The sequence below is a fragment of the Nocardioides euryhalodurans genome (assembly GCF_004564375.1).
GTDB lineage: Bacteria > Actinomycetota > Actinomycetes > Propionibacteriales > Nocardioidaceae > Nocardioides > Nocardioides euryhalodurans.
Window position 1 is genome coordinate 1,633,708 of sequence record NZ_CP038267.1, and the last position, 26,754, is coordinate 1,660,461.

Below are 26,754 nucleotides of genomic sequence, written 5' to 3' on the forward strand. Positions count from 1 at the left end.
CGCGAACGTAGTGGGCGTCACAAACGATTGCAATGCCGCGGTCCGCCGCGGTGCCCCTAGAGGTACGTCTTGCGGTGGTGGACGGCGTGCGCGCCGGCGACCCGGTCGAGGAAGAGCAGCCCGGCGCAGTGGTCGATCTCGTGCTGGAGGGCGCGCGCCTCGAACGCCTCGGCTGCGAGCGTGACCTCGGTGCCGCTCCCCGGCAGCTCCCCGCGTACGACGACACGACTGGCCCGCTTCACGTCGCCGGTGAGGTCGGGGACGCTCATGCAGCCCTCGCGGGCCCGCTCGTTGCGACTGGCCTCGAGCACCTCGGCGTTGCAGAGCACGAACGTCCCGTGGTGCCCGCGCGTCTTGGGGTGGGCCGACACGTCGACGCAGAAGACCTGAGCGCCGATCCCGACCTGCGGGGCGGCCAGGCCCACACAGCCCGGCGAGACCCGCATCGTGGCGACGAGGTCGGCCGCGAGCTGCACCACGTCGGGGGCGGTCGGGTCGACCCGCTCACCCGGCGTCGCCAGCACGGGCCGGGGCGCCCGCACCACCTCGAGCACCCCGCCCTCGACGCCGAGCTCGGCCTCGGTCCAGGCGAGCACGGTGGGTTCGGGGGTCACAGCTCGTCGGCCTCGGCAGGGCGGAGGGTGGCCCCGACGCCGAGGGCCGCCGCCGCTGCGTCGACCGACACCCGGAGCGCGTCGACGTCGGTGGCCGCGGGCAGGTCGATCTCGGCCACGAGCAGGTAGAGGTCCCCCGCGAGCCGGGTGGTGAGGTCGGTGATGTTGCCGCCGACCTGCGCCACCTCGCCGACGACCGAGGACACGATCCCGGGCCGGTCGCCCCCGTGCACCGTCAGCACCCACGGCGAGCCCGCCGGCTCGTACGACGGCTCCGCGGGCACCTCACGCACGGTGACGGTCAGCGTGCCGTCGTCGGTCAGCGGTGCGAGCGCCGTCGCGATCTCTGCCTCGGGCGCGTCACCCTGGCAGACCAGGGTCATCGCGAAGTGACCGCGCAGCAGCGTCATCGTGGAGTCCTCGAGGTTGAGGCCCAGGCCGGCGAGGCGGCCGGTGGTGTCGGCGATGATCCCGGGGCGGTCGTGGCCGAGGACGGTGATGGCGTGGCGGGTCACGCGGTCATTGTGACAGCGCGCGGGCCCGCCCGAGCACCTCGTCCAGCATGGCCGGGGTGAGCCGGCCGGTGAAGGTGTTGTGCTGGCTGGGGTGGTAGCAGCCGAGCAGCGTGAGGTCACCGAGCCCGACCTCCGCGCCGTGCCCGAACCGCGGTCGCGGCGCAGGTACCTCGGCACCGGCAGCCGCCAGGCCGCGGAGCGCGCCGGCCCAGCCGTACGCCCCGAGCGCGACCACCACGCGGAGCGAGGGAAGCAGCGAGATCTCCCGCGTGAGCCAGGGAGCGCAGGTGTCGCGCTCGGCGACGGTCGGTTTGTTCTGCGGCGGTGCGCACCGCACGGTCGCGACCATCCGGGTGTCGACCAGGCGCTGGCCGTCGCCGGCGTGGACCGACGTTCCCTGCGTCGCGAGCCCGACCCGGTGCAGGCTCGCGAAGAGCCAGTCGCCGCTGGAGTCGCCCGTGAAGACCCGGCCGGTCCGGTTGCCACCCTGGGCGGCGGGAGCGAGGCCCACCACGAGCACCCGCGGGTCGCTCGACCCCCAGCCCGCGATCGGGCGGCCCCAGTAGGGCTGGTCGGCGAACGACGCCCGCTTCTCGTGGGCGACGTCCTCGCGCCAGCGGACCAGCCGCGGACAGGCCGCGCACACCGACACGCGGGCGTCGAGCTCGGCCAGGTCGTCGGTGGCGGCGAGCCGGCGTACGCCCGCCGCGGAGCGGGCGACGGGCGTGTCGGCGACTGCCGGGTCGTCGGGCCACCCGGTCCCCGGCGGGACCGGTGAGGGGAACGGCTCGCCGGTGACGGGATGGGGCAGGAGGGGTCGTTCCGTCACGCGCTGTCCGCCAACGACCACGCGATCCCCTCGAGGATGTCCGACGCGGAGACCACGAACCTGTCGACGGCGGTCCGGGCCAGGACCCGTTCGACGATCACGAGGCCGGCGTCGATGACGTCGGCACGGCCCGGGTGCAGGTAGGGCAGCGCTCGGCGCTCGGCGACGGTCATGGCCACGATCCGGGCGACCGTCGCCCGGACGGCGGCCAGGTCGTGGACCGAGCCGTCGACGGCGTCGCGGTCGTAGGCGGGCAGGTCGAGCAGGGCGGCACCCAGCGTGGTGCAGGTGCCGGCGATGCCGACCACGGTCGCGGCGTCGGCGAGCGCGACGCCGCAGTCGTCGAGGTGCTCGTCGACGTCACGGGCCACGGCGGCGACCTCGTCGGCCAGCGGCGGGTCGTGGCGTACGTGCCGCTCGTGCAGCCGGACGGACCCGACGTCCATCGACCGGGCCGCGCGGACGCTGCCGCCCTCACCGAGGATCACCTCGGTCGACCCACCCCCGACGTCGATGACGAGCACCGGTCCGGGGAGGTCCTCGGGCAGCCCGCGCATGGCCCCGGCGTACGCCAGCGCGGCCTCCTCGTCACCGCTCAGGACCTCCGGGTCGACGCCGAGCCGCGCCCGCACCCCGGCCCGGAAGTCGGCGGCGTTCTCGGCGTCGCGCGTCGCGGACGTCGCGCAGAAGCGGATCCGCTCCGGGACGACGTCGTGCTCGCGGACCAGCGCGGCGTACTCGTCGAGGGCGGCGAAGGCGCGGCCCAGGGCCTCCTCGGCGAGCCGGCCGGACGCGTCGACCCCCTGCCCGAGCCGCACCATCCGGGTCTCGCGGACCGCCACCTCGAAGCTGCCGGGTGCGTGGGTGCCGATCAGGAGCTTGACGGTGTTGGTGCCGCAGTCGATCGCGGCGACGGCGCTGCTCACGACTCAGCCATCGACGTCGACGCACGGACCCGGGGCCCACCACTCGCCCAGCAGCGCGAGCACCTCGTCGCCGAGCGGGTTGACCCCCGGCCCGGCGGCCAGCGCGTGGCCCGCGAGCACGTGGAGGCACTTGACGCGGTCGGGCATGCCGCCGGCCGAGATGCCGTCGATCTCCGGGACGCTCTGCCCCACCGAGCGGGCGAGCTCGGCACGGTCTGCGAGGTAGGCCTCGTGGGCGGCCCGGTAGGAGGCGGCGAGCTCCTCGTCGGTGCCGAGCCGCGCCTCCATCTCCTTCATCAGCCCCGAACCCTCGAGCGTCCCGATCCGGGACGCGGCCCGCGGGCAGGTGAGGTAGTACGTCGTCGGGAACGGCGTCCCGTTGGGCAGTCGCGGCTCGGTCTTCACCACGTCGGGCAGTCCGCAGCCGCAGCGGTGGCCGACGGCCGCGATGCCGCGCGGGGCACGTCCGAGCTGCTGCTCGATCGCGGTCTCGTCGGCGGGGTCGACAGGCGCTGGGCTCACTCGGCCGGAGCCCCCAGCTCGGCGGCAGGCGTGCCCGGGTCGCGCGGCGGGTTGCCGGCCAGCTCCACCGAGGACCAGGCGTCGTCCCACCAGGGCTCCGGCGGCTCGCGCAGCACCTGCCGCGGGTCGTGGAGCTGCGAGCGGGTCTCGAGCGGCTTGCCCTTCTCGTCGAGGACGACGTACGCCGTCTCGCCGGGCATCAGGTAGCCGAACCGTGCCCGGGCCTGGGCGCGGACGTAGGCGTCGTCGTTCCACCGGCGCTTCTCGCGCTCGAGGTCGTCGATGCTCTCGGAGCGCTCGTCGATCTGCTGCTTGAGCTCGGCGATGTGGGCGCGCTGCTGGAGGTAGGCCTTCATCGAGGACGCGTAGGAGACGGCCAGCACCGCCAGGAGCAGCACCAGGATCAGGGCCCGCCCGGTGGGGCGAGGCCGAGCCTCCTCGGTGGCCCCGGCCACCGGGGCAGGACGCGCGGAGCGGGCAGCGGCGGAGGACCGTGCCGGACGGCGTGGTCCCCCGGGCCCGCGTCCGGTACGTCGATCGCTCACTTCCCCAACGGTAGTCGGCTCAGCCGCCGAAGCGCGGGAACGCGCCCGCACCGGCGTAGCGAGCCGCGTCACCCAGCTGCTCCTCGATCCGCAGCAGCTGGTTGTACTTCGCCACCCGCTCGGACCGCGCCGGCGCGCCGGTCTTGATCTGGCCGCAGTTGGTCGCGACCGCGAGGTCGGCGATCGTGACGTCCTCGGTCTCGCCGGAGCGGTGGCTCATCATGCAGCGGTAGCCGCTGCGGTGGGCGAGGTCGACGGCGTCGAGGGTCTCGCTCAGGGAGCCGATCTGGTTGACCTTCACGAGCAGCGCATTGGCCTGGCCGCCGTCGATGCCGCGCTGCAGCCGCTCGGAGTTGGTGACGAAGAGGTCGTCGCCGACGATCTGGGTCTGGTCGCCGAGCTGGTCGGTGAGGGCCTTCCAGCCCGCCCAGTCGTCCTCGTCGAGGGGGTCCTCGATCGAGACGATCGGGTACGCCGAGACCAGGTCGGCGTAGTAGGCGGTCATCTCGTCCGCGGACTTCTTCTTGCCCTCGAAGGCGTACTTCTTCCTGTCGTGGAACTCGCTCGCCGCGACGTCGAGCGCCAGCGCGATGTCCTTGCCGAGCTTGAGACCGGCGGACTTCACTGCCTCCGCGATCAGGTCGAGCGCCGCACGGTTGGACGAGAGGTCGGGCGCGAAGCCGCCCTCGTCGCCGAGCCCGGTCGCGAGCCCCTTCTTCTTCAGCACCGCCTTGAGCGCGTGGTAGACCTCCGTGCCCTGCTGGAGCGCCTCGCGGAAGGTGGCCGCGCCGATCGGCGCGATCATGAACTCCTGGATGTCGACGTTGGAGTCGGCGTGGGACCCGCCGTTGAGGATGTTCATCATCGGCACCGGCAGCAGGTGGGCGTTGGGCCCGCCCACGTAGCGCCAGAGCTCGAGCCCGGCCGAGTCGGCCGAGGCCTTGGCGACCGCGAGCGAGGCGCCGAGGATCGCGTTGGCGCCGAGGGAGGCCTTGTTGGGCGTGCCGTCGACGTCGAGCATCGCCTGGTCGACCAGGCGCTGGTCGTCGGCGGCCAGCCCCTCGATGGCGGGACCGATCTTCTGGATGACCGCGTCCACGGCCTTGCCGACGCCCTTGCCGCCGTAGCGCTTGCCGCCGTCGCGCAGCTCCACCGCCTCGAAGGCGCCGGTGGACGCACCGCTCGGCACGGCCGCGCGGGCGTACGTGCCGTCGTCGAGCAGCACCTCGACCTCGACGGTGGGGTTGCCGCGGGAGTCGAGGATCTCGCGGGCGGAGACGGCCTGGATGACAGCCACTGGTGTGCTCCTGACGGTTCGGGTACGAGCCGCTCTGCAGCCTAGTGCGCACCGGTCGTCAGGTCATCGGGCCGTCCGCGGAGGGCACTCGGCCGGGCCGGGCGGGTCGACGTGCCGCTAATTGCACTTGTTTGATACACATAGTGCATGCTTCGTGACCGGCGTGACCGTCCCGTCGGGGACTGGTTCGACCTCCATCCCCATGCCACCGGCGCCGATGTCGAGACCCGCTGGGAGGGTCGCGTCCCCCGCATCACTCCCGCGGACCGCTTCTTCGTCCGCAGCCACACCACCGCTCCCCGGATCGAGCCGGGGACGTGGCGGCTGCTGGTGACCGGCGACGGCGTCCACCACGAGACGGTCTTCTCGCTCGCGGACCTGCGCCGGCTCACCACCGTGACCGTCGAGACCGCCCTCGAGTGCACCGGCAACGGCCGGCGCCTCTTCGGCGACCAGCAGGGCACCCCGCGCCCCGGCACCCCCTGGCGGCTGGGTGCGATCGGCGTGGCCCGGTGGCGCGGCGTGCACCTCTCCCGGTTGCTGCACCACGCCGGGCTGCGCGACGACGCGGTCCAGGTGATGCCCGTGGGGCTGGACGACCCGTACGTCGTCGACGGGGTCGACCACGGGCGCGTCCGTCGGCCGATCCCGATCGGCAAGGCCCTCGACGACGTCCTCGTCGCCTTCGAGATGAACGGGGCGCCGCTCCCTCTCGACCACGGCTTCCCTGCCCGCCTGGTGGTGCCGGGTTGGGTCGGCATCGCGAGCATCAAGTGGCTCGGCGAGCTGCGGGTGACGCGCAGCTTCGTGAGCTCACCGTGGAACACCCGCTGGTACCGCATGCACGGCGACGGGTGGGACGGGGCCGAGGCCGAGCTCGGGCGGATGCCGGTCAAGAGCGTGCTGGACGAGCACGGAAGCCCCGTGGCGGGACGGACCAGCCTGCTGGCCGGGCGGGCGTGGTCCGGCGAGGCCGCGATCGCCCGGGTCGAGGTCAGCACGGACGGCGGGGCGACCTGGCAGGACGCCGAGCTCCACGGCGACAACCTGCCCTCCGCCTGGACCCGCTGGGAGCTGGCCTGGACGCCGGACCGGCCGGGCCGCCACGACGTGCACGTGCGCGCGACCGACACGACCGGGCGCGTCCAGCCCGCGGACGCGGCCGACAACGAGGACGGATACCTCTTCGACGCGGTGCTGCGACATGCGCTCGAGGTGACGCCGTCCCCGGTGCCCGCCACTCAGCCAGGGACCGGGACCGCCTCCACCACGCGGTTGTCGCGGTAGCGGCCGGCCTCCTCGTCGTAGGGACCGCCGCAGGTGATCAGCAGCAGCCGGTGGTGCCGGCGCTGCTCGAAGAGGTCGGAGCGCGAGGACAGGTCGGCGCTCGGGAGCAGGTCGTTGCGCACGACCCGGTAGCGCACCTGCTCCTGCTCCGAACCCAGCTCGACGAGGTCGCCGGGCACCAGCACCGCGAGCCCGGCGAGGTAGCCGGCCGGGTCCGTCACGGAGTCCAGGTGGCCGGCCACCACGGCTGTCCCGAACGGTGACCCGACCCGCGACCCGCCCCGCCACCAGCCCACCGTGTCGGCGTCGTCCGGCAGCGTGAGCGTGCGGCCCACGACCGCCACCGGGACCACCGGCGCGGACGCCCCGCCCGCGTCCGGTCGCAGCGTCAGCCGGGTGGGCACCAGCTCGGGCCACTGCGGCGGGAGGGCGCGTCCGACAGCCGCCGGCGCGGGCGTGCCCCCCTCGGACGAGGCGTCACCCTCCGGCGCGTCGCCGGGGGGTCGTGGGTCCGCGGGCGCGAGGGTCGGTGCGGAACCAGCGCTGCCGACGGTCGACGGGTCCGGCGGCGCCTGCGCCGGGTCGGTGCCGGCGTACGCGGCCGCGAGCAGGCCCACCCCGACGACGGCCAGGACCGCGGCCGCCGCCCACCAGATCCGGCGGTCGCTCACCCGTCGGACGCGGCAGCCCTCCGCCGGCCTCCAGCGCACCCGAGCAGCACGGCCCCCAGGATCGCGGCCGCGCCACCCCACGCCAGCGCGGTCGGCCCGCCGGGGGTCACGTCGTGCTGGCCGCCGGTGCCACCCGGCACGTCGCCGGGCGCCCGGTCCGAGCCGGTGACAGGAACGGGCAGGGTGTGGACGACGGCGTCCATCGTGCCGCGCTCGGCCACGCCGATCGCGAAGACGCGCATCAGCTGGCCGGCCGTCACCGGCAGGTCCACCGGCCCCAGCACGGGCGGGTCGTCGGTCGCCGCCGGGACGACCGCGACGCGGTAGGTGCCGGCGGGCACGACCACGGTCAGCTCCTCGCCGCTGGCGACGTCGGAGAAGAGCACCTCGCCGTCGACCTTGATGTCGGCCGGTCCGACCGCGGCGGTGTGCGCGATCGAGAGCCGGGTCTGCCCGTCCGCGACGGGCGCGACGTCGTTGACGAAGCTGGTCAGGACGGCCCGCTTGCGTGCGTCGACCGGCAGGTGCAGCACCACGTCGAGGCTCTCGCCGGCCTTCACGTCGACCATCGCCTCGACCGACGTACCGTCCTCGGACGTGGCCTCCACCCGGTGGCTGCCGGCGTCGAGGTCCAGGGCGCCCAGCACCTCCTTGGCCGCCACGCCCTCCTCGACGACGTCGCCGTCGACGCTGAAGTCCCAGGTCGACCCGACGATGCCCTGGACGAGGTAGACCTCGCCCGAGCCTGCTGGAGCGGCCGCTGCGGGCAGCGCGGCCGCGACCAGCGCCCCGCACGCAACGACCACGGCGCGATGAATCCGAATCCCCATGACGAAACCCCCCGATTTCACCCGATGGCAGCAACCCCCGTGGCCGCCTTCCCGTGCAGTATGCACCGGTCCCACCGAAAGCGGGACCCCCCGCAAACTGGACCCGTTCGGGGGGAGCCATGCGGGCACGGCGAGAGGTACTGTCCGGAAGGTCGGCCGGCGCGCGGGGGGTGCGTGGTCCGACTCCACCGGGGGGGTGGCACAACGATGCTGGATCGGGTGCGTCGGAGGATCACCAGGAGCGCGTCCAGGGTGGTCGACACGTTCGGCTACTGGTGGGCCGATCGCGTCGACGGCCTGCACCACCGCCGACGACAGTGGCGACACCTCGTGGGCCGCGTCGGCGAGGGCCGCGCGTCCGTGCGCTACGTCTGGGCCGAACGGCTGCGCCGGCTGCGCCACCCGCGGTGGCGCCGGGGTCGACGTCCGGGCAGGCTCACGGGGCCCGTCACCGCGCTCGGGACCTGGTTCGCCGGGCTCGGCAGCACGGTCGCAGGCTGGTTCTCCCGGTTCGGCCACGGCACCACCGCCTGGTTCTCCCGGGTCGGCCACGGCACCACCGGGTGGCTGGCCGGGTTCGGGTCGGCGCTCGCCGGGGTCGGTCGCTGGTTCTCGCGGCTCGGCCACGGCACCACCGGCTGGTTCGCCCGGGTCGGCCACGGCACCACCGGCTGGGTCGCGGCCCGGCGTACGACGGCAGCCGGCTGGGTCTCCGACCTCCCCGTCAAGCGGCTCGGCATCGCAGCCGCGTCGCTGGTCGTGGTCGCCGGGCTCGTCACGCTCGCCACCCACCTGCCGGACACCAGCGAACGGGCCGATCCCGGGGCGGAGCAGGTGGCAGCCGGTCCCGACAGGGAGGGCCGGCCCGTCAGGAACGACCGCGCGCAGCGGCTCACCGGCCCCGGCCTCACCACCGCCGGCATCCACCTCAGCGTGGCCCCGGACGAGTTCGGTGACCTCGAGGTCGTCGAACGGATCATCACGCCGGAGCCGATCACGAGCCTCCCGCTCGCGGCGCCGCCACCCGTCCCGGACTCCGAGGGCCCGACCGCCCGGCTGGTCGGGCTGCAGGTCGCGGCCGACGACTCACCGGTGCCGGTGGCCTGGTCCGGCGTGGTCGACCAGGACCGCGTGCTCACCCTGCCCCAGGCCGCGACCCACCTCGAGCTCCGCTACCGCGTCGTCGACGCGGACGAGCGAAGCACCTCCGCCCCACCCGGCCGCGCCACGCTGTCGCTGCGGCCGGCCGGCTCGCGCGCGCTCACGTCCGCCCCGACCGTGGTCGAGGTGCACGGAGCGGTGGTCCACACCCTGGTGTGCGTCGAGGCCCCGAAGGACCGGCGGCTGTGCGGCGTGGACGACCCCGAGGGCTGGCACACCGAGCCGGTCACCGCGGCGACGTCGAACGTGCTCGCCCTGGTGGACCTGCCGACCCCGACCCGCTGACCCCGGGTCCGCGACCGTTGACCCGGGTGATCTAGACCACTAGGTTCACTGCCGGACGTCGGAGGTGGTCCCGTCCCGGGACCTCTGGCCAGCTCGGGTGGCCTCCGACCGCGGGGATCCTCACCCGAGCCGTGTCACGGATGAGGAGTCCTGCGATGACCGACACCCAGGGTGCCCGCGGCGAGACCGCGGAGGAGATCCCCCACCGCCACCTGCCACCGGTGGCGTACGCCGACCTCCCCGAGCCGGCGCCGCTCGGCAAGGTGGTCGGACCGAGCGTCCTGCTCCTCGCCGGCGCCATCGGGTCCGGCGAGTTCGTGCTCTGGCCCTACATCACCACCCAGGTCGGGCTGACGCTCGTCTGGCTGGTCGTGATCGGCGTGACGACCCAGTACTTCCTCAACATGGAGATCGAGCGCTACACCCTCGCCACGGGCGAGACCGCGGTCACCGGCTTCACGCGGCTGTGGAAGCCGTGGGGGGTGCTGTTCATCTTCATGGCCGTCGCCGCATGGATGTGGCCCGGCTGGGCCAGCGGCGGCACGACGACCCTGTCCTTCGCCCTCGGCTTCTCCGCCGACCTGATCCCCTACATCACGATCGGGGTGCTCGTGCTGATCGGCGCGGTCCTGACGCTGTCACCGGTCGTCTACCGCACGGTCGAGAAGATCCAGTTCTTCATGGTCGCGCTGATCGTGATCTTCGTCGTGTACGCCGCCGTGGCGCTCATCGGCGGCGAGGGCTACGCCGCGCTGGGTCGCGGGTTCGTCGAGGTGCACAAGATCCCCGACGCGATCTCCTCGATCCCGATCGCGGTGCTGATGGGCGCGATCGCCTTCGCCGGCGCGGGTGGCGTCATGAACCTCGTGCAGTCCAACTGGGTCCGCGACAAGGGGCTCGGCATGGGCGCCCGGCTGCCCAAGGTCGTCTCGCCGTTCACCGGCGAGGAGGTCGCCGCCCCGACGACCGGGTACTTCTTCCGGCGTACCGACGAGAACATGCGGCGCTGGCGCGGCTGGTGGCGGGTCGCCGACCGCGAGCAGCAGCTGACCTTCCTGCTGATCGGCGGCATCTGCCTGCTGGTCTTCATGGCGCTGACCTTCGTCACCGTCGGCACCGGTGGCGAGGCGGAGAGCTTCGACTTCATCAAGATCCAGGGCGACGCGCTCACCGCGACCACCGGCAGCTGGCTGTCCACCTCGTTCTGGCTGGTCGGCAGCGTGGTGCTCTTCTCCACCAACCTGACCGTCCTCGACATGGTGGCGCGGCTGACGGCCGACGTCCTCAAGACCGGCGCGCTGCGCGACTCCCAGCGCTGGAGCGAGAGCAAGCTCTACTTCGCCACCGTCTGGACGATGATCGTCTTCGGCTCGCTGATCCTGCTCTCCGGCGTCGACCAGCCGCTGGTGCTGCTCGTGATCGCCTCGGCGATGAACGGCGTCGTCATGTTCATCTACTCGATGCTGCTGCTCAAGCTGAACCGGGGCGTCCTCCCCCGCGAGATCGGCGTCACCGGGTTCCGGTTCGGCGCCGTGATCTGGGCGTGCCTGTTCTACGGGTTCTTCTCGGTGATCCTGCTCTGGGACCAGGCCAGGCAGCTGTTCGGCTTCTGACCTCCCCCTCTCGCGGCGTGTGCCTGAGACCGGTCCATGCGCCGGTCTCAGGCACACGAGGCGGTCAGAGCAGGCGGCGGGCGTAACCGCGCACGTCGGCGTCGGCGTCCTTGGTCGCCCGCTCCACGGCGTCGCGCACCTCGGGGTCCGTGGTGCGGGCCGACAGGGCGAGCACGGCGGCCTTGCGGACGTCGGGATGGGTGTCCCCCAGCGCCGTCAGCAACGGCGCGACCGCCACTGCGTCGGGCGCCACCGCCAAGCCGCGCGCGGCGCCCACCCGGACCTGCCAGGCAGCGTCCTCGACCGAGGCCCCTGCGAGCGCCCACAGCCGAGGCGCCTCCTCCAACCCGGCTGCCGCCTCGAGGGCGGCGGCGCGCACCAGCAGGTCGGCGTCGTGGGCCAGCCGCTCCAGGGTGGTCGCCGAGTCCTGGTCACCGATCGTGCCGAGTCCGTGCGCGACGACGACGCGTACCTCGCGCACCTCGTCGGCGGCCGCGGCGGCGACCCCCGGGGAGTCATCGAGAGACACCAGCCCCCGGACGCCCTGGATCCGGACCCGGGCGTCCGCGTCCGCCACCGCGCGCCGGAACCGCTCCGCGTCGCCGAGCCTCAGCGCCCGGAGCACGTCGACCACCGCGGCCCTGGCGAGCGGGTCACCTGTGTCGAGCGACGCGACCAGCGCCGTCTGCAGCTCCGGAGAGGGTGGCAACACCTCCACCAGCTCGCGCAGCGCATCCCCCGCCGCCCGCCGTACGTCGGCGTCGTCGTCGGACAGGGCAGCGGCCAGCGCCGGGCCGGTGCCGTCGGGAACCAGCTCGGTGACCGACGCGACCGCGGCCCGGCGGACCCGGGCGTCCTCGTCGGCGAGGAAGCCGGCCAGCGCGCCGAGGTCAGCGCCGGCCTCGGTCAGCTCGAGCAGCTCGAGGATCCGCGGCGAGCGGCTCTCGTCCGCCTCCGCGACCCTGCCCTCCTCGACCGGGCGCCCGCTGGACTGGTGGCGCGGCTCGCTCACGGCGATCACGGCGACGTCCTGCGGGGCGCCCTCGGGGATCTGCAGGTCCTCCAGCGGGACGAGGTAGCCGTTGACCGGCCGTCGTACGAACTCGGTCGCGCCGTCGCCGCGGCGCCGGACGTTGAGGTGGAAGAACCAGGCGTCGTCGTCGCGCAGCGGCAGGTCTGCCCGGGCGTGGTAGAGCCCCCACCTGCTCTCCTCGCGCACCATCGAGGCGCGGGCGGCGAGCTCGGCGCAGTCGCGGATGAAGCTCACCTCGACGCAGCGCATCAGCTCGTGCGGGGTCCGGGCCCCCATCAGCTCGATCTCGCCCGTCATCCGGTCGAAGGTCTCGACCGCGATCTCCAGCTTGCGGGCCGTCTTCGGCGGGGCGACGTAGTCGTTGACGAAGCGCCGCAGCTTGTACTCGACCTGCTGCTGGGGTGGCCCGTCCGGGTGCCGCAGCGGACGGTAGATCAGCTCGTGCGCGGCGGCCAGCTGGTCCTCGGGCAGCGGCAGTCGCTCCTCGGGCAGGTGCCCGCTGGCGTGGGCTCCGGCCAGGTCGCCGAAGACGAACGCACCGATCATGTAGTTGTGCGGGACGCACGCCAGGTCGCCGGCGGCGTACAGCCCCGGCACCGTGGTCTGTGCGTGCTCGTCGACCCAGACGCCCGAGGACGAGTGGCCGCCGCACAGACCGATCTCGGAGATGTGCATCTCGACGTCATGGGTGCGGTAGTCGTGGCCCCGACCGGAGTGGAAGGTCCCGCGGGTCGGCCGCTCGGTGTGGTGGAGGATGCCCTCGAGCTGGGTGATGGTCTCGTCGGGCAGGTGGCTCAGCTTGAGGTAGATCGGGCCGCGGGCGGAGTCGATCTCCTCCTTGACCTCGGCCATCATCTGGCCCGACCAGTAGTCGCAGTCGACGAACCGGTCTCCCTCGGAGTTGACCTGGTAGCCGCCGAACGGGTTGGCGACGTAGGCGCACGCGGGGCCGTTGTAGTCCTTGATCAGCGGGTTGACCTGGAAGCACTCGATCCCGCTCAGCTCTGCTCCCGCGTGGAATGCCATCGAGTGGCCGTCGCCGGCGTTGGTGGGGTTCTCGTAGGTGCCGTAGAGGTAGCCGCTCGCCGGCAGCCCCAGTCGGCCCGCCGCCCCGGTGGCGAGGATGACCGCCTTCGCGCTGACCGTCACGAACTCGCCGCTGCGGGTGTCGAAGGCCGCAACGCCGACCGCCCGGCCGCCGGAGGTGAGCACCCGGACCGGCATCAGCCGGTTCTCGATGGCCAGCCGCTCGCGGATCTCGCGGCGCCGCATCACGCGGTAGAGGACCTTCTTGACGTCCTTGCCCTCGGGCATGGGGAGGACGTACGAGCCGGACCGGTGCACCCGGCGCACGTGGTACTCGCCGTACTCGTCCTTCTCGAACTTCACGCCGTACTTCTCGAGGCGCTGCACCATGTCGAAGCCGCGGGTCGCGGTCTGGCGCACGGTGGCCTGGTTGACGATGCCGTCGTTGGCGCGGGTGATCTCGGCGACGTAGTCGTCAGGGTCGGCCTTTCCCGGGATGACGGCGTTGTTGACGCCGTCCATGCCCATCGCGAGCGCGCCGGAGTGGCGGACGTGCGCCTTCTCCAGCAGCAGCACGTCGGAACCCGCCTCGGCCGCCGTGATCGCCGCCATCGTGCCGGCGGTCCCGCCACCCACGACCAGCACGTCACAGGTGAGCTCCCGGGCCGGGGTGACCGGCGGCACCTCCATGGCGACGTGCGCCGAGCGGGTGGTGGTCCGGCCGACGGGGGTGGGCCGGTCGACGATCTGGCTGGGGCGCGGGGTCATGCCACGTCCTTCCTGGGGTCGGTACGGGGGCTGATCGGTGCGAGCGACTGGGTCCGGCTCAGGGCGGCGAGGATCTCGGCGCGCTGCTCCGCGGCCGGCGGCCGGGCGGAGTCGCGCGGGTGGTCGATCCGGTGCTCGGCCACGACGCCGTGGCGGCCCAGCACCACGACCCGGTCGGCGAGCACGAGGGCCTCGTCGACGTCGTGGGTCACGAAGACGACCGTGCAACCGGACGCCGCCCACGTCTCGACCAGCAGCTGCTGCATCGAGCCCCGGGTCTGGGCATCGAGCGCACCGAACGGCTCGTCCATGCAGATCAGGCCGGGCGACCCGGCGAGCGCGCGGGCGAGCTGGACCCGCTGCCGCATACCGCCCGAGAGCTGCCCGGGGAGCCGCTCGGCATAGCGGGACAGGCCCACCCGCTCGAGCCACTCGTCGGCGACCCGGCGCCGCTCCCGGCGTGCGACCCCGTGCAGCTGCAGCGGCAGCTCGACGTTGCGGCGCGCGGTGCGCCACGGCAGCAGCGCGTCGTCCTGGAAGACCAGGGCGCGCTCGGCCGCCGGGCCCGTCACGTCGGCACCGTCGGCGACGATCCGGCCGGCGAGCGGCCGCAGCAGGCCGGCGAAGGCCCGCAGCAGCGTGGACTTGCCGCAGCCCGAGTGGCCGAGCACGACCAGGATCTCGCCCGGAGAGACGTCGATGTCGACACCCTCGACGACCGGCTCGCCGGCGTACCCGAGCGAGACCCCCTCGGCTCGGATCGCGGCTGGGCGCACGTCGGGTGCCGGAGCCGGGTGGGCGGCGGTGTCGGTCTCGGTGGTCGTGGTCGCGGTCATCACTGGTTCCTCTGTTCGGAGGCGAGCCACCGGGTGAGCCGGCGGCCGAGCAGCTCGATGCAGCTGGAGGTCAGCTGGCCGACAACGCCGATCGAGAGCATCCCGACGATCACGCCCGGGTAGTCGACGATCGTGTAGGCCTGCCAGGTGCGGTAGCCGAGGCCGAGGTCGCCGGAGATCATCTCCGCGGAGATCACGCAGATCCACGCCACCCCCATGCCCACCGAGAGGCCGCCGAAGATGCCGGGCACGATCCCCGGCAGCACCACGGTCGAGAGCACCTGTCGGCGGGACGCGCCCATCGTGAGCAGGGCGTCCTCCCACACGGTCGGCAGCGCGCGTACGGCATGGCGGGTGCTGACCAGGATCGGGAAGAACGCCGCGGTGGCCGTGATGAACACGATCCCCTGCTCGTTGGTCGGGAACAACAGGATCGCGACCGGCACCAGCGCGATGGCTGGGATCGGCCGCGCCACCTCGAGCAGCGGCTGCAGCACGTCGGACAGCCAGCGGGAGCGGGCCAGCAGGATGCCGAGCCCGATCCCCAGCACCGAGGCGATCGCGAAACCACTGATGATGCGGACCAGGCTCTGCGCCAGGTCGAGGTAGTAGCGCGAGGTCGTGAGCTGGGCGGCGAACGCGTCGGCGACCTCGACCGGACCCGGGAGCCGGTTGAAGCGCAGCCACATCACCACGTCGTTCTCGGTCAGCAGGTGCCAGAGCAGCACCGCCCCGGCGAGCGCCGCGAGCCGGACCAGCCAGCGCACCGGCGTCACCCGCCGTCGCACCCGGGGCCGGGGCGGTTCCTCGACCGGGGGGACCGGTGCGGCCGGTGCGTCCGCCCGTTCCTGCAGGGCCGTCATCGCGCTGCCGCCTCCAGCGCCTGCTCCCAGGTCAGCTCCTCGGCCGAGCCGTGCTCGTCGAGGTGCTCGTCGGCGGACTCCCGGGTGGCGAACGGCAACAGCTGCTCGCCGTCCTGCACCCAGATCATCCGGTCCGCGAACCAGCGGGTGCCCGTCGTGGCATCCTGGATGTACGACGCCCGGACCGTGTCGCCGTCCTCCTCTGCGGCCGCCACGTTGCGCAGCAGGCAGGCCGGGTCTGCAACCGGTCGCGGTTCGTCCTCGCCCTGGACCCAGACCTCCCCGGCAGTCGCCGGGTCGCTGACCCGGGTTCCGCAGACCTCGTCGCGGCCCGTGATCGCCGAGGGGTTCTCGGTCTGGCCGGCGGACTGGTCGTAGTCGTCGCCCAGGACCTCGCGCAGCAGGCTGTCGTCGACGAACTCGCCGACGTCGACCGGGTCCTCGAGGACACCGATGCTCTCCAGGAACGGAACGTCCTGCTCCAGGGCGGCCACCTGCTCCTCCTTGAGCGAGGTGTCGAAGGTGGAGACCCCACCGCGGCCGTTGTAGAGGTAGACGACCTCGACCGGGAGCCCGGTCTCCTCGGCGACGATCTCCGCGGCCTCGACGGGGTTGTCGTGGAGCCACTCGGTCGCACGCTGCTGGGCGGCGAGGAAGGCCGTGACGACCTCCTCGTGCTCGGCGACGTAGTCGTTGCGGACGACCGTCCCGTGCAGCGTCGGGACCTCCAGCCGGCCGCCGTCGTAGACCAGCCGCGCGTCGTCACGGAAGGCGAGCAGCGCCGGCCACGCGACGAACTGGGCGACCGCGTCGACCGAGCCGCCCTGGAGGGAGGAGGCGCCGACCGGCGGGTCCTGGTTCTCCACCGAGACGTCGCGCTCGGGATCGAGGGCGGCCTCCTCCAGGGCCTGGACGAGGGTGCCGTGTCCGGCCGAGCCGACGCTGGCCGAGATCGTGCCGCCCTCGAGGTCCTCGAGGGTCTCGACGTCGGAGTCGGCCGAGGCCACGACTCCGTTCAGTGCGCCCTGCAGGTTGTAGCCGGTGACCGCGACCATCGAGTCGCCGCCGTCGCCGGTCCCCGCAGTGGAGCCGTTGATCAGGAGCGGGTAGTCCCCCATCGAGCCGATGTCGATCTTGCCCGCCAGCATCTGGGCGGTGATCGGTGCGCCGGTGTCGTAGTCCTGCCAGTCGACCTCGAGGTCGGGATCGACCTCGGCCAGCTCCTCCTCGAGGAAGCCGCGCTCGCGGAGCAGCGTCCCCGCGGTGACCGTGTTGATGGTCTTGGACTGGTAGCCGATGGTGACGACCTTCTCGGGGTCGCCACCACCGCCCTCCGCGCCGGCCAGCTGGCAGCCGGCCAGGCCGAGGGCCAGGCCGCCGACCCCCATCGCAGCGGCGGTCCGGCGCAGGACGGGACGGGTGCGGGTCATGGTGTTCCTCTCAGCGGAGCAGGTAGGGGATGTTGACGGTCACCGCGCCCGTGGGGCAGCGGTCGGCGCACGGGCCGCAGTACCAGCACTCGTCCACGTGCATGTAGGCCTTGCCCGTGTCGGGGTCGATGGCCAGCGCGTCGAGCGGGCACACCTCGATGCACAGGTTGCAGCCCTCGATGCACAGCGACTGGTCGACGCTGACCGGGACGTCGACCCGGATGTCGACCAACGGGGGCGGGGTGGCCGACCCGTCGCTGCAGCCGGCCTTGCGGGACGCCCGGCCCCTCGGGCCGGTCTCGACTTCTGCGTCGGTCATGGAGGTCTCCTCGGTTCAGGGAAGGTTTGGCGGCAACCGGCGTGCGGTGCCGCGGAGGGTGATCCGGTCGCCCCGCAACCGGAGGTACTCGAGGTCGACGGGACGACCGTCCTCGAGCCGAGTGAGGCGCTCGAGCAGCAGCAGCGGCGACCCGGGCGCCACCCCGAGCTGCTCGGCGGCCGAGTGGTCGGCGGTAGAGGCGTCGATCGTCAGCTCGGCCCCACCGAGCCGCTGCCCGGCGAGCTGCTCGAGCAGGACGAAGACGTCGCTCCCGGCGAGGTCGCACCCGAGCAGCTGCTCGCCAAGGTCCGGGACCACGAAGGTCAGGTCGAGGGAGACCGGCTCGCCGTCGACGAGCCGGCGGCGCTCGAGGCAGAGGACCTCGCTCCCGAGGGCGACCTCGAGCCGCGCCGCGACGGGCGCCGACGCGGCGACCATTCTGGCCAGGCGTACCTCGTTGCGCACCTCACCGTGACCGACGAAGGTCTCGGCGAGCCCTCGCAGCGCGTCGATTCCGTGGGGCAGGGCGGCCCGGGTGACCCGGGTGCCGGTGCCCTGGATCCGCTCGACCAGGCCCTCGGCCCGGAGCAGGTCGAGCGCGGCACGCACCGCGTTGCGCGAGACGCCGTACTCCGCGGCCAGCTGTCCCTCCGGGGGCAGCAGCCCGCCCGGCGCGCCGTCGGTGACGACCCGGCGCAGCACGTCGGCAACGCGGCGGGCGTCGTCGGTGCGTCGCCCGCGGGGCACCGACGGCGCGTCCTCGAGGGCGGGGGCATTCGTCATGACCCTAACTGTAGTTAATCACTTGACTTATGAGTCAAGTCGCCTGACAACGCCACCAAGAAAGTTGGATCGGCCCCTCTGACCTGCATGAACAGGTCGCCCCACGGCGTTCCGCCACCTGTCCCGGGCGTGTCGAGAAGCGGAAGTACGACCTCCGGTGCCCGTCAGGGCAGCCGGCGGCGGACCGCGTCCCGGAGCGCCTGCTCGGGGTCGGTGCCGGACGCGCGCGCCTCTGCCACCAGGGACAGCAGGCGGTCCCCCAGGTCGGGGTCGTCGGCGTCGGTCACCGCGGGGCGGCCGGAGCGCTCGAGCCGGTCGAGCACCTTGTCGGCGTGGAGCAGGGCGGGGAGCGCGGGCGGCAACCCCTCGGTCACCGAGGTGCGCTGCTTCTCCTCGGCCTTGCGTGACTCCCACACCTCGTTGACGGCCGCGGGGTCGAGGCCGGTGGCGTCGACGTCGCCGAAGACGTGCGGGTTGCGGCGGTACATCTTCTCGGTGATGTCACGGGCCACGTCGGCCATCGTGAAGTCCCCCGCCTGCTCCGCGATCGCGGCGTGCAGGAACACCTGGAGCAGCAGGTCGCCCAGCTCCTCGCGGAGGTGGGTGGCGTCCCCGGTGTCGAGCGCCTCGACGGTCTCGTACGCCTCCTCGAGCAGGTAGCGCGCGAGCGAGCGGTGGGTCTGCGCCGCCTTCCACGGGCACTCGGCCCGCAGCCGGCGCATCACCGCGAGGAACTCCAGCACCGCCTCGTCGTCCGCCACGGCTGCCACCTCGGGGACCGCGTGGGTCAGCCGCAGCGGTGGGAGGCGGGGAGCTGGCGGGCGAGCACCGCGTTGGGCTGCTCCTCCTGGCCGGCCTTGGCCGCCTCGCTGACGGGGAAGGCGAGCGAGCCGTCCTCGGTCGCGATCTGGCCGTCGCTGATCGTGGTGTTGAGCGAGGGGTCGAACTCCACGCCGTTCTCCTCGATCCAGGCCTGGAACTCCTCGTCGCCCGCGGCGACGAAGTCGGACTCCTCGCCGTCACCCTCGAGGATCTCCTCGCCGACGGCGGTCTGGATCGCCTGGACGTAGAACGGTGCCGACTCGATCGCGATCACGGCCTCCTGCTGCTCCGGCGAGAGCGCGGCGACGTTGCGACGCAGGTCCTGCATCTGCTGGAGGTACTGCTCGGAGTCGGCCTCGACGCCGAACTCGCCTGCGACCTGCTCGGCGACGGAGCGGAGCGCCAGGGTGCCGGCGATGCCGCCGCGGAGGTAGCTGTGGGGGATCGTCTCGGCCTGCTGCGCGAGCTGCGGCTCGAGGGCCTCGCAGAACTGTCCGGCGACGTCGTCGACCTCGCTGGTCGGGATCCGCTCCTCCCCCACCTGCACCGCGGTGCCGGGTCGCAGGCCGGCACACCCGCTCAGGAGGACGGTCGCGGCGACCGCCACCCCCAGGACGCGGACGGGTCCACGAGACTTCCTCACGACGACTGCTCCTTCTTCTGCTCCGGCGGGTCGAGCACGGAGTCGATCACGTTGCGGGCCCATTCAAGCAGGGCCACCCCCTCGAGCGGACGGCCCGTCGCCCCCGGCGTGCCCGGCCGCGGCACCAGCACGGTGTCGAGCTGCGCCTTGACGATGCTCTTGGGATAGAGCCGCTGCAGGCGTACGACGCGGGACTCGGGGAGGCTCACCGGCGCGAACCGGACGTTGCGGCCCGCGATCGTCACCTCGCCGATGGCGCCCTGGCGGGCGCGGGCCCGGAAGCGCGCCACGAGCAGCAGCGCGGCGACCGCCTCGGGCGGCTCGCCGTAGCGGTCCTCCATCTCCTCGAGGATCTGGTCGACGTCGGCGTCCTCGCGGACCTCGGCCAGCCGCTTGTACATCTCCAGCCGCAACCGCTCGCTGGGGATGTAGTCGTGGGGCAGGTGGGCGTCGACCGGCAGCTCGATCCGCACCTCCCGGAGCTCGGGCTCGCTCTCGCCCTTGAACTCGTTGACCGCCTCGCCGACGAGCCGGACGTAGAGGTCGAAGCCGACGTCGGCGATGTGGCCGGACTGCTCGCCACCCAGCAGGTTGCCCGCGCCGCGGATCTCGAGGTCCTTCATCGCGATCGCCATGCCGCCGCCGAGGTCGGAGTGCTGGGCCAGGGTCGCGAGCCGCTCGTGGGCGGTCTCGGTGAGCGGCTTCTCGGCCGGGTAGAGGAAGTAGGCGTACGCCCGCTCGCGGCTCCGCCCGACCCTGCCCCGGAGCTGGTGGAGCTGGGAGAGGCCGAGGGTGTCGGCACGCTCGATGATCATGGTGTTGGCGTTGGAGACGTCGAGGCCCGACTCGACGATCGTCGTGCAGACCAGCACGTCGAAGCGTTTCTCCCAGAAGTCCAGCATCACCTGCTCGAGCTGGTGCTCGCCCATCTGGCCGTGGGCCGTCGCGACCCGCGCCTCCGGCACCAGCTCCCGGAGCCGGGCCGCGGCCTTCTCGATCGAGCTGACGCGGTTGTGGATGAAGAAGACCTGGCCCTCGCGCAGCAGCTCGCGCCGGATCGCCGCCGAGACCTGCCGGTCCTCGTACGCGCCGACGTAGGTCAGCACCGGGTGGCGCTCCTCGGGCGGCGTGGTGATCGTGGACATCTCGCGGATGCCGGTGACCGCCATCTCGAGGGTCCGCGGGATCGGGGTCGCACTCATCGACAGCACGTCGACCGAGGTGCGGAGCCGCTTCATCTGCTCCTTGTGCTCGACGCCGAAGCGCTGCTCCTCGTCCACGATGATCAGCCCGAGGTCCTTCATGCGGATGTCGGGGTTGAGCAGCCGGTGGGTGCCCACGACGATGTCGACGGTGCCCTCCCGCAGCCCCTCCATCACCTCGCGGGCCTCGGTGTCGGTCTGGAAGCGCGACAGCGGCTTCACCGTGACCGGGAACCCGCTCATCCGCTCGGCGAACGTCGAGAGGTGCTGGGTGACCAGCAGCGTCGTCGGCACCAGGACGGCGACCTGCTTGCCCTCCTGGACCGCCTTGAACGCCGCCCGGACCGCGATCTCGGTCTTGCCGTATCCCACGTCACCGCACACCAGCCGGTCCATCGGGACGCTGCGCCGCATGTCGCCCTTGACCTCGTCGACCGTGCTGAGCTGGTCGGGGGTCTCCTGGAAGGGGAAGGCGTCCTCGAGCTCGCGCTGCCACGGGCTGTCGGGGCCGTACGCGTGGCCCTGCGTGGCCTGCCGGGCCGCGTAGAGCTTGATCAGCTCGGCCGCGATCTCGCGGACCGCCTTGCGGGCGCGGTTCTTGCGCTTGGTCCAGTCGGCGCCGCCGAGCCGGTCGAGGCTCGGCTGATCGCCGCCGACGTAGCGCGTCACCTGGTCGAGCGCGTCGGCCGGGACGTAGAGCCGGTCGGGCGGGCCGCCGCGCTTGGAGGCGCCGTACTCGAGGACGAGGTACTCGCGCACCGCTCCCCCGACCTCGCGCTGCTTCATCTCCACGAAGCGGCCCACGCCGTGCTGCTCGTGGACGACGTGGTCGCCGGCCTTGAGCTCGAGCGGGTCGATCTGCTTCTTGCGGCGTGCCGGCATCCGGCGCATGTCGCGGGTGGAGGTCTTCTGGCCCGAGAGGTCGTCGCCGGTGAGCACCGCGATCCGGGTGGCGGGGTCGACGAAGCCGTGGTCGAGCGCCCCGCAGGCGACGGTGACCACACCGGCCGTGCCGTCCACGGTGCCGAGGCGCCCCTCGACGAGCCGGGCCGGGACGTCGTGCTCCCCGAGCAGCTCGACCATGCGTTGCGCGGGACCGTGCCCGGGGTGGACGACGACGACCCGGTAGTCCTCGTCGAGCCACCCTCGTACGTCGGCGACGGCCCGTTCGAGGTCGCCGCGGTAGGCCTCGGCGACCCGCGCCGGGGAGGTCCGTGACTGCACCGCGTGGTCGTCGGCGGGCAGCAGGTCGTCGGGCAGGTCGAGCCCGAAGGGGCTGACGCTCCACCACGCCTGCCCCCGGCCGAGGGCGTGGGCGCGGACGTCGCCCAGCTCGCGGTAGGAGGCGGCGCCGAGGTCGATCGGCGCCTGCCCGCCGCCGGCGGCCGCGGCCCAGCTCGCCCCGAGGAACTCCTCGCTGGTGGCCACCAGGTCGTGGGCGCGCGAGCGGACCCGCTCGGGGTCGGTGACGAGGACGTGGGTGCCGTCCGGCATCAGGTCGACGAGGAGCTCCATGCCGTCGACGAGCACCGGGGCCAGGGACTCCATGCCCTCGACCGCGATCCCGGAGGCGATCTTGTCGGTCAGCTCCACCAGCTGCGGGTGCTGCCGGCCCAGCTCGGCCGCCCGCCTGCGGACCTCCTCGGTGAGCAGGAACTCGCGGCACGGCGGCGCCCACAGCCGGGGCTCGGCCTCCAGGGTGCGCTGGTCGGCGACCGCGAAGCTGCGGATCTCCTCGACCTCGTCGCCCCAGAACTCCACCCGCAGCGGGTGCTCCTCGGTGGGCGGGAAGACGTCGACGATGCCGCCGCGGACCGCGAACTCGCCCCGCCTCTCGACCAGGTCGACACGGGAGTAGGCCGCGTCGGCGAGCGCCTGCACCACGTCCTCGAGGTCGGCGGTGTCACCGGGGTGCAGCTCGACGGGGGTCAGGTCGCCCAGCCCCGGCACCTGCGGCTGCAGCACGGACCGGACGGGCGCGACGACCACGCGCAGCGGGCCGGTGCCCGGATCGGTGCCCGGGTGACGCAGCCGGCGCAGCACGGCGAGCCGACGGCCGACCGTGTCGCTGCGCGGACTGAGGCGCTCGTGGGGAAGCGTCTCCCAGCTCGGGTAGTAGGCCACCAGCTCGGGGTACACGAGGTCGCCGAGCGCGGCCACGAGGTCCTCCGCGTCCCGCGCGGTCGGCGTCACGGCCAGCACCGTGCGGTCCTGCTCCAGCAGCCCGGCGACCACGAAGGGCCGCAGTGCCGCAGGTCCGGTCAGGTCCAGCGTGGGCAGTGCGCCGCCGCGGGCGTCGGCGAGCGTTCCGGCGAGGACGGGCTCGGCGAGCACGGCCTCGGTGAGGCCGGTGAGGGTGCCGGTGGTGGTCACGGGGTCCCTTCGGGGCGACGGGGCACGCAGAGCGCCCCCAGCCGGGGTCCGGTCGGGGGTCTTCCGCCATCGTACGGCGCCCCGCGGGGCCAGCCGCCGTGGGTCAGCGGACCAGCCGCTCCTCGATCGAGGAGGTCGGGTCCTCGTCGTCGTACCAGGCCCGGTCGTGGCCCGGTCCGCCGTCGACGAGGTGGTCGACGAAGGTGTCGAGGGCGTCGATCACGTCGTCGCCGGCACCGCCGTGGAACCACGTCGGGTCGCCGCTCAGGCTGGTCAGCACGTCCGCCCCTCCCCCGCCCCACAGCTCGTCGTCGATGCCGCTGTCGGAGAGGTCGTCGCGGCCGCCGAGACCGTAGAGCCGGTCGGTCCCGGGGTCGCCGCGCAGCGAGTCAGGGCCGGCGTGCCCGCGGAGCACGTCGTCGCCGTCGCCGCCGGTGACGGTGAGCGACCGGCGCCGCGGCCAGGCGTCGCCGGTGCCGTGACCGCCCCCGGCGTCGGCACTGTCCGGGCCCCCGAGCAGGAAGAGCGCGACGTTGGTCATCGGTCCACCGCGGAAGGTGACGTCGCGGTCACCGTCGCCGTTGACGTCGACCCCACGCTCGCCGAGCCACACGCGGTCCGCCACGCCGTCGAGCCCGCCCAGCCCCGTCATCCAGAACGCCGTCACGTCGCGCAGCACGAACTCGATCTCGCTCTCGCCCCTCGCCTCCGCGACCCGGCCGGGTCCGAAGGCATGGTGCGGGAGCTGGTAGTCCAGCCGCGAGGTCCGCCCCCGCCCGATCACCACCACCCGGTCGGTGTTGCCGGTCCGGGCCCTCCCGCAGTAGCCGTCCTGCGAGCTGTCGGACTGGTTGCCCCACCACAGCCGCCGGGTCCCCGGCCACACGAACATGCGCACGGCCGTCCCGGCATCGACACGCACCGTCGCGACACCGTCGGCGAAGCGGCACGACGTGGCGGTGGCCGGCGAGGTCGCGGCCGGCACCAGGACCAGCCCGGCGACGAGACCCGCCAGGATCGTCGTACGGCGCAGCAGGCTGCCTGTCATCGGAACCCCCGTCCCGGCGGCCCCCATGGCACGCCTCCGGCGCAGTATGCCCACGCGACCACGCCGCGGCTACCGTCGACCGGGTGGGAGATCGTCGTCGTGGGGTCGCGTGGCTGGCCCTTGCCTGCGCACTGCCGCTGACCGCCTGCTCCGCGACCGACGTACGGCCGGAGCCGGCGGCGGAGACCTCACCGAGCGAGGAGGCCGCGACCCGGGACGCCCCGCAGCGGCAGCCGCGCGACGCCGGGCGGCCGCCTGCCGCACTCTCCCCTGCCCTCGAGGGGCAGCCGGTCCGCCCGGCATCCCCACGCCAGGCCGCCGCCCAGCTGCTCGCGGCCGACCGGGCGATCCAGGACCCCGGGACGCCGCCGTCGCTGCTGGCCGCGGCCGGGCACACGCAGCAGCTCGCCGCACGTGAGCTGGCGAGCCGGCCCGGCTGGGACGAGCGCGTGGGTCGGATGCTGCCCCCGCGGCTGCGCCGCGACACCGCCGCCAACGTCGCGGCCCGCCGGGCCTTCCGGTCGATGCACCCCACCTCGGACGCCGACCTCGCGACCGAGCTGCCCGCGTGGCGGATCGTGCGGCCCCGGCCGGCCGCCGAGCTCCGCCGCCACTACCGCGAGGCCGAGCGGCGCTACGGCGTCGACTGGGAGTACCTGGCGGCGATCAACCTCGTCGAGACCGGCTTCGGCCGGATCGAGGGGACCTCGGTGGCGGGCGCACAGGGGCCGATGCAGTTCATCCCGACGACGTGGGACATCTACGGCGAGGGAGGTGACGTCCGCGACCCGCGCGACGCGATCCTGGCCGCCGGGCGACTACTGCGCGCCAACGGCTTCGACCGGGACCCGGCCGCGGCCCTCTACCGCTACAACAACTCCACGGCGTACGTCCGGGGTGTGCGGTTGTACGCGGAGGTCATGCAGCGGCGACCGCGCACCTACCTCGGCTACCACCAGTGGCCGATCTACTACCTGACCCGGCAGGGCGGCATCTGGCTGCCCGAGGGGTACGCCGAGCGTCGCCCGGTCCCCGTGCGGGAGTGGCTGGCGCGAGGCCGCTGAGCCGCTACCCGAGCAGACCGTGCCCGGTCAGGCGCGCCCGCAGCACGTCGACCCCCTCGTCGTGGTGCCACTGCTCGGCCGGCAGCCCCGCGTGGCGGGCGCCGGCCACGTTGGCCGCGCTGTCGTCCACCACGAGCAGCTCGCCGGCATCGGACCCGAGCTCCGAGACCACCCGGGCGAAGAACGCAGGGTCGGGCTTGGCCACGCCCAGGTCGCAGGAGTAGAAGGACCGGTCGAGGAGCCGGTCGTAGCCAAGGACGTCCCTCATGTGGTCGGCGCGACGCGGGTGCTGGTTGCTGACGAGGTGCACCCCGGCCCCGGCCCGGCGGACGTCCTCGACCACGGCCACGGTCTCCTCGACGGTCTCGAGGTCGAGCCAGGTGCCGGCGTAGAACCTCTCGGGGTCGACGTCGGGGGCGTACTCCGCGAGCGCCCGGCCGAGCGCCGCCGGGAAGTCGCCCGAGCCCACGAGGGCCGGCCCCTCCAGGTCGCGCAGGTCGGCGACGAAGGCGTCGGCGTGCTCACCGAGGGCGGCGTCGACCTTGGCCCGCCAGCCGTTCCCACCGACCCGCTGCAGCACGCCGTCGGCGTCGAGCAGCAGGTGACGCACCACGGGCGCTCAGTCGGTGCCGTGGCGGCGTACGAACGCGACGATCTGGTCGGCCAGCTCGGGCCGGCAGACGATGAGGTCGGGCAGCGAGGTGTCGTCCTCGTTGTAGACGATGGTCGAGCCGTCGACCCGCGAGCAGTGGAGCCCTGCGGCGCGGGCGACGGCGACGGGCGCCGCGTTGTCCCACTGGTACTGGCCCCCGGCGTGGACGTAGGCGTCGGCCACGTCGCGCACCACGCTCATCACCTTGACGCCGGCGGAGCCCATCGGCACCAGCTCGGCCCCGATCTCCTCAGCGAGGGCCTGGACGAACGCCGGCGGGCGGGTCCGCGACACCGCGATCCGCGGGGCACCGTCGCCGCGAGGGGCGACCACCGGCGGGGCGCCGGTGTGGAAGGTCTCGCCGAGCGCGGGCTGCGCGACCGCGCCCGCGGTCAGCTCCCCCCGCTCCCAGAGCGCGACGTGCACGGCCCAGTCGTCGCGCGGCGGCTCGGAGAACTCGCGGGTGCCGTCGAGCGGGTCGATGATCCACACCCGGTCGGCCTGCAGCCGCGACTTGTCGTCGCTGGCCTCCTCGCTCAGCACGCTGTCGTCGGGCCGGTGCTCGGCCAGCAGCTGGGCCAGCACGGCCTGGGCCGCGGCGTCGCCGGCGTCCTTGAGCTCACGACCCTCCAGGCCCTGGGTCCGGACCTCGAGCAGGCGCGTCCCCGCCTGCTCGGCAGCCCAGGCCGCGAAGGCGTGGTCGTCGTTGGCGATGGCCTGGGGCGGGGTCGCGTCAGTCACGGCCCCACCCTAGCCAGCCCCCGCCCCCGTCGAGATGGGCCTCCGCAACGCTCGAG

25 protein-coding genes are annotated in these 26,754 nt (G+C 73.5%); 4 read left to right on the forward strand and 21 right to left on the reverse strand.

The window, feature by feature from the left end:
- Positions 1 to 56: 56 nt before the first annotated feature.
- From def to eno, 7 genes are read right to left on the reverse strand one after another with little or no spacing between them, the layout of a single operon-like run.
- The gene (def, locus tag EXE57_RS07640; protein WP_135075915.1) at positions 57 to 614 is read right to left on the reverse strand and encodes a peptide deformylase; all 558 of its coding nucleotides are present in this window, start codon (positions 612 to 614) and stop codon (positions 57 to 59) included.
- Positions 611 to 1,129: a glycine cleavage system transcriptional repressor gene (locus EXE57_RS07645; protein ID WP_135075917.1), complete on the reverse strand. Its 519-nt coding sequence runs from the start codon at positions 1,127 to 1,129 to the stop codon at positions 611 to 613. Before EXE57_RS07645 ends, def begins: the two co-directional genes overlap by 4 nt.
- 4 nt (positions 1,130 to 1,133) lie before the next feature.
- Positions 1,134 to 1,958 (reverse strand): uracil-DNA glycosylase, encoded by an 825-nt coding sequence (locus tag EXE57_RS07650; RefSeq protein WP_135075919.1) that lies wholly within the window; start codon positions 1,956 to 1,958, stop codon positions 1,134 to 1,136.
- The gene (locus EXE57_RS07655; protein WP_135075922.1) at positions 1,955 to 2,884 is read right to left on the reverse strand and encodes a Ppx/GppA phosphatase family protein; all 930 of its coding nucleotides are present in this window, start codon (positions 2,882 to 2,884) and stop codon (positions 1,955 to 1,957) included. The genes EXE57_RS07650 and EXE57_RS07655 overlap by 4 nt, the downstream gene beginning before the upstream one ends.
- A gap of 3 nt (positions 2,885 to 2,887) precedes the next feature.
- On the reverse strand, positions 2,888 to 3,406 hold the full coding sequence (locus tag EXE57_RS07660; protein ID WP_135075925.1) for a DUF501 domain-containing protein: 519 nt from the start codon (positions 3,404 to 3,406) through the stop codon (positions 2,888 to 2,890).
- Complete coding sequence (locus tag EXE57_RS07665; RefSeq protein ID WP_135075928.1) at positions 3,403 to 3,951, reverse strand: FtsB family cell division protein; 549 nt, start codon at positions 3,949 to 3,951, stop codon at positions 3,403 to 3,405. Before EXE57_RS07665 ends, EXE57_RS07660 begins: the two co-directional genes overlap by 4 nt.
- Before the next feature lie 19 nt (positions 3,952 to 3,970).
- Positions 3,971 to 5,248 carry a phosphopyruvate hydratase gene (gene eno, locus EXE57_RS07670; protein ID WP_135075931.1) on the reverse strand — a complete coding sequence of 426 codons (1,278 nt, stop codon included), beginning with the start codon at positions 5,246 to 5,248 and terminating at the stop codon, positions 3,971 to 3,973.
- 147 nt (positions 5,249 to 5,395) lie between these two features.
- Between eno and EXE57_RS07675 the strand changes: the two genes are divergently transcribed.
- Entirely contained in the window at positions 5,396 to 6,535 is a 1,140-nt protein-coding gene (locus EXE57_RS07675; RefSeq protein ID WP_135075934.1) for a sulfite oxidase, read from the forward strand.
- On the opposite strand, the gene EXE57_RS07680 is transcribed toward EXE57_RS07675, so the two are convergent.
- Complete coding sequence (locus EXE57_RS07680; RefSeq protein ID WP_135075937.1) at positions 6,490 to 7,206, reverse strand: class F sortase; 717 nt, start codon at positions 7,204 to 7,206, stop codon at positions 6,490 to 6,492. The two genes, EXE57_RS07675 and EXE57_RS07680, sit on opposite strands and share 46 nt — an antisense overlap.
- A complete protein-coding gene (locus EXE57_RS07685) occupies positions 7,203 to 8,036 on the reverse strand; it encodes a DUF4397 domain-containing protein (protein ID WP_135075940.1) in 834 nt (277 codons plus the stop codon). Before EXE57_RS07685 ends, EXE57_RS07680 begins: the two co-directional genes overlap by 4 nt.
- A gap of 252 nt (positions 8,037 to 8,288) precedes the next feature.
- Here EXE57_RS07685 and EXE57_RS07690 point away from each other — a divergent pair, with 252 nt between their 5' ends.
- Complete coding sequence (locus EXE57_RS07690; RefSeq protein WP_135075943.1) at positions 8,289 to 9,482, forward strand: hypothetical protein; 1,194 nt, start codon at positions 8,289 to 8,291, stop codon at positions 9,480 to 9,482.
- A 155-nt stretch (positions 9,483 to 9,637) separates the two neighbouring features.
- Complete coding sequence (locus EXE57_RS07695; protein WP_135075946.1) at positions 9,638 to 11,095, forward strand: Nramp family divalent metal transporter; 1,458 nt, start codon at positions 9,638 to 9,640, stop codon at positions 11,093 to 11,095.
- Between the two features lie 64 nt (positions 11,096 to 11,159).
- On the opposite strand, the gene EXE57_RS07700 is transcribed toward EXE57_RS07695, so the two are convergent.
- From EXE57_RS07700 to EXE57_RS07745, 10 genes are all read right to left on the reverse strand, one after another.
- Positions 11,160 to 13,922, reverse strand: a complete 2,763-nt coding sequence (locus tag EXE57_RS07700; protein ID WP_244247040.1) for a fumarate reductase/succinate dehydrogenase flavoprotein subunit — start codon at positions 13,920 to 13,922, stop codon at positions 11,160 to 11,162.
- Positions 13,919 to 14,758, reverse strand: coding sequence for an ABC transporter ATP-binding protein (locus EXE57_RS07705; RefSeq protein WP_135075949.1), 840 nt, complete (start codon positions 14,756 to 14,758; stop codon positions 13,919 to 13,921). Before EXE57_RS07705 ends, EXE57_RS07700 begins: the two co-directional genes overlap by 4 nt.
- A complete protein-coding gene (locus tag EXE57_RS07710) occupies positions 14,758 to 15,621 on the reverse strand; it encodes an ABC transporter permease (protein WP_135075952.1) in 864 nt (287 codons plus the stop codon). The genes EXE57_RS07705 and EXE57_RS07710 overlap by 1 nt, the downstream gene beginning before the upstream one ends.
- The gene (locus EXE57_RS07715) at positions 15,618 to 17,051 is read right to left on the reverse strand and encodes an ABC transporter substrate-binding protein (RefSeq protein WP_135075955.1); all 1,434 of its coding nucleotides are present in this window, start codon (positions 17,049 to 17,051) and stop codon (positions 15,618 to 15,620) included. The genes EXE57_RS07710 and EXE57_RS07715 overlap by 4 nt, the downstream gene beginning before the upstream one ends.
- Before the next feature lie 10 nt (positions 17,052 to 17,061).
- A complete protein-coding gene (locus tag EXE57_RS07720) occupies positions 17,062 to 17,370 on the reverse strand; it encodes a 4Fe-4S dicluster domain-containing protein (protein WP_135075958.1) in 309 nt (102 codons plus the stop codon).
- Between the two features lie 15 nt (positions 17,371 to 17,385).
- Positions 17,386 to 18,153: a GntR family transcriptional regulator gene (locus EXE57_RS07725; RefSeq protein ID WP_135075961.1), complete on the reverse strand. Its 768-nt coding sequence runs from the start codon at positions 18,151 to 18,153 to the stop codon at positions 17,386 to 17,388.
- 164 nt (positions 18,154 to 18,317) lie between these two features.
- Complete coding sequence (locus tag EXE57_RS07730; protein WP_244247041.1) at positions 18,318 to 18,914, reverse strand: nucleoside triphosphate pyrophosphohydrolase; 597 nt, start codon at positions 18,912 to 18,914, stop codon at positions 18,318 to 18,320.
- Between the two features lie 26 nt (positions 18,915 to 18,940).
- On the reverse strand, positions 18,941 to 19,618 hold the full coding sequence (locus EXE57_RS07735; protein WP_135075964.1) for a hypothetical protein: 678 nt from the start codon (positions 19,616 to 19,618) through the stop codon (positions 18,941 to 18,943).
- Complete coding sequence (gene mfd, locus EXE57_RS07740; protein ID WP_135075966.1) at positions 19,615 to 23,193, reverse strand: transcription-repair coupling factor; 3,579 nt, start codon at positions 23,191 to 23,193, stop codon at positions 19,615 to 19,617. The genes EXE57_RS07735 and mfd overlap by 4 nt, the downstream gene beginning before the upstream one ends.
- Positions 23,194 to 23,296: 103 nt before the next feature.
- Positions 23,297 to 24,241, reverse strand: coding sequence for a calcium-binding protein (locus EXE57_RS07745; RefSeq protein ID WP_135075969.1), 945 nt, complete (start codon positions 24,239 to 24,241; stop codon positions 23,297 to 23,299).
- An 83-nt stretch (positions 24,242 to 24,324) separates the two neighbouring features.
- Between EXE57_RS07745 and EXE57_RS07750 the strand changes: the two genes are divergently transcribed.
- The gene (locus EXE57_RS07750; RefSeq protein ID WP_135075972.1) at positions 24,325 to 25,305 is read left to right on the forward strand and encodes a lytic transglycosylase domain-containing protein; all 981 of its coding nucleotides are present in this window, start codon (positions 24,325 to 24,327) and stop codon (positions 25,303 to 25,305) included.
- 4 nt (positions 25,306 to 25,309) lie between these two features.
- Here EXE57_RS07750 and EXE57_RS07755 read toward each other — a convergent pair whose 3' ends face one another.
- Together EXE57_RS07755 and EXE57_RS07760 are read right to left on the reverse strand one after the other, a co-directional pair.
- Positions 25,310 to 25,918: an HAD family hydrolase gene (locus EXE57_RS07755; RefSeq protein WP_135075975.1), complete on the reverse strand. Its 609-nt coding sequence runs from the start codon at positions 25,916 to 25,918 to the stop codon at positions 25,310 to 25,312.
- A gap of 6 nt (positions 25,919 to 25,924) precedes the next feature.
- Positions 25,925 to 26,698 (reverse strand): 3'(2'),5'-bisphosphate nucleotidase CysQ, encoded by a 774-nt coding sequence (locus EXE57_RS07760; RefSeq protein WP_244247042.1) that lies wholly within the window; start codon positions 26,696 to 26,698, stop codon positions 25,925 to 25,927.
- Positions 26,699 to 26,754 lie beyond the last annotated feature (56 nt).

Coding starts and splice junctions, on each gene's coding strand:
- EXE57_RS07725 (WP_135075961.1), bottom strand. CDS start 18,153: ATGACGAATGCCCCCGCCCTCGAGGACGCGCCGTCGGTGCCCCGCGGG.
- EXE57_RS07745 (WP_135075969.1), bottom strand. CDS start 24,241: ATGACAGGCAGCCTGCTGCGCCGTACGACGATCCTGGCGGGTCTCGTC.
- EXE57_RS07710 (WP_135075952.1), bottom strand. CDS start 15,621: ATGACGGCCCTGCAGGAACGGGCGGACGCACCGGCCGCACCGGTCCCC.
- EXE57_RS07685 (WP_135075940.1), bottom strand. CDS start 8,036: ATGGGGATTCGGATTCATCGCGCCGTGGTCGTTGCGTGCGGGGCGCTG.
- EXE57_RS07720 (WP_135075958.1), bottom strand. CDS start 17,370: ATGACCGACGCAGAAGTCGAGACCGGCCCGAGGGGCCGGGCGTCCCGC.
- EXE57_RS07695 (WP_135075946.1), top strand. CDS start 9,638: ATGACCGACACCCAGGGTGCCCGCGGCGAGACCGCGGAGGAGATCCCC.
- EXE57_RS07705 (WP_135075949.1), bottom strand. CDS start 14,758: ATGACCGCGACCACGACCACCGAGACCGACACCGCCGCCCACCCGGCT.
- EXE57_RS07700 (WP_244247040.1), bottom strand. CDS start 13,922: ATGACCCCGCGCCCCAGCCAGATCGTCGACCGGCCCACCCCCGTCGGC.
- EXE57_RS07675 (WP_135075934.1), top strand. CDS start 5,396: ATGCTTCGTGACCGGCGTGACCGTCCCGTCGGGGACTGGTTCGACCTC.
- EXE57_RS07715 (WP_135075955.1), bottom strand. CDS start 17,051: ATGACCCGCACCCGTCCCGTCCTGCGCCGGACCGCCGCTGCGATGGGG.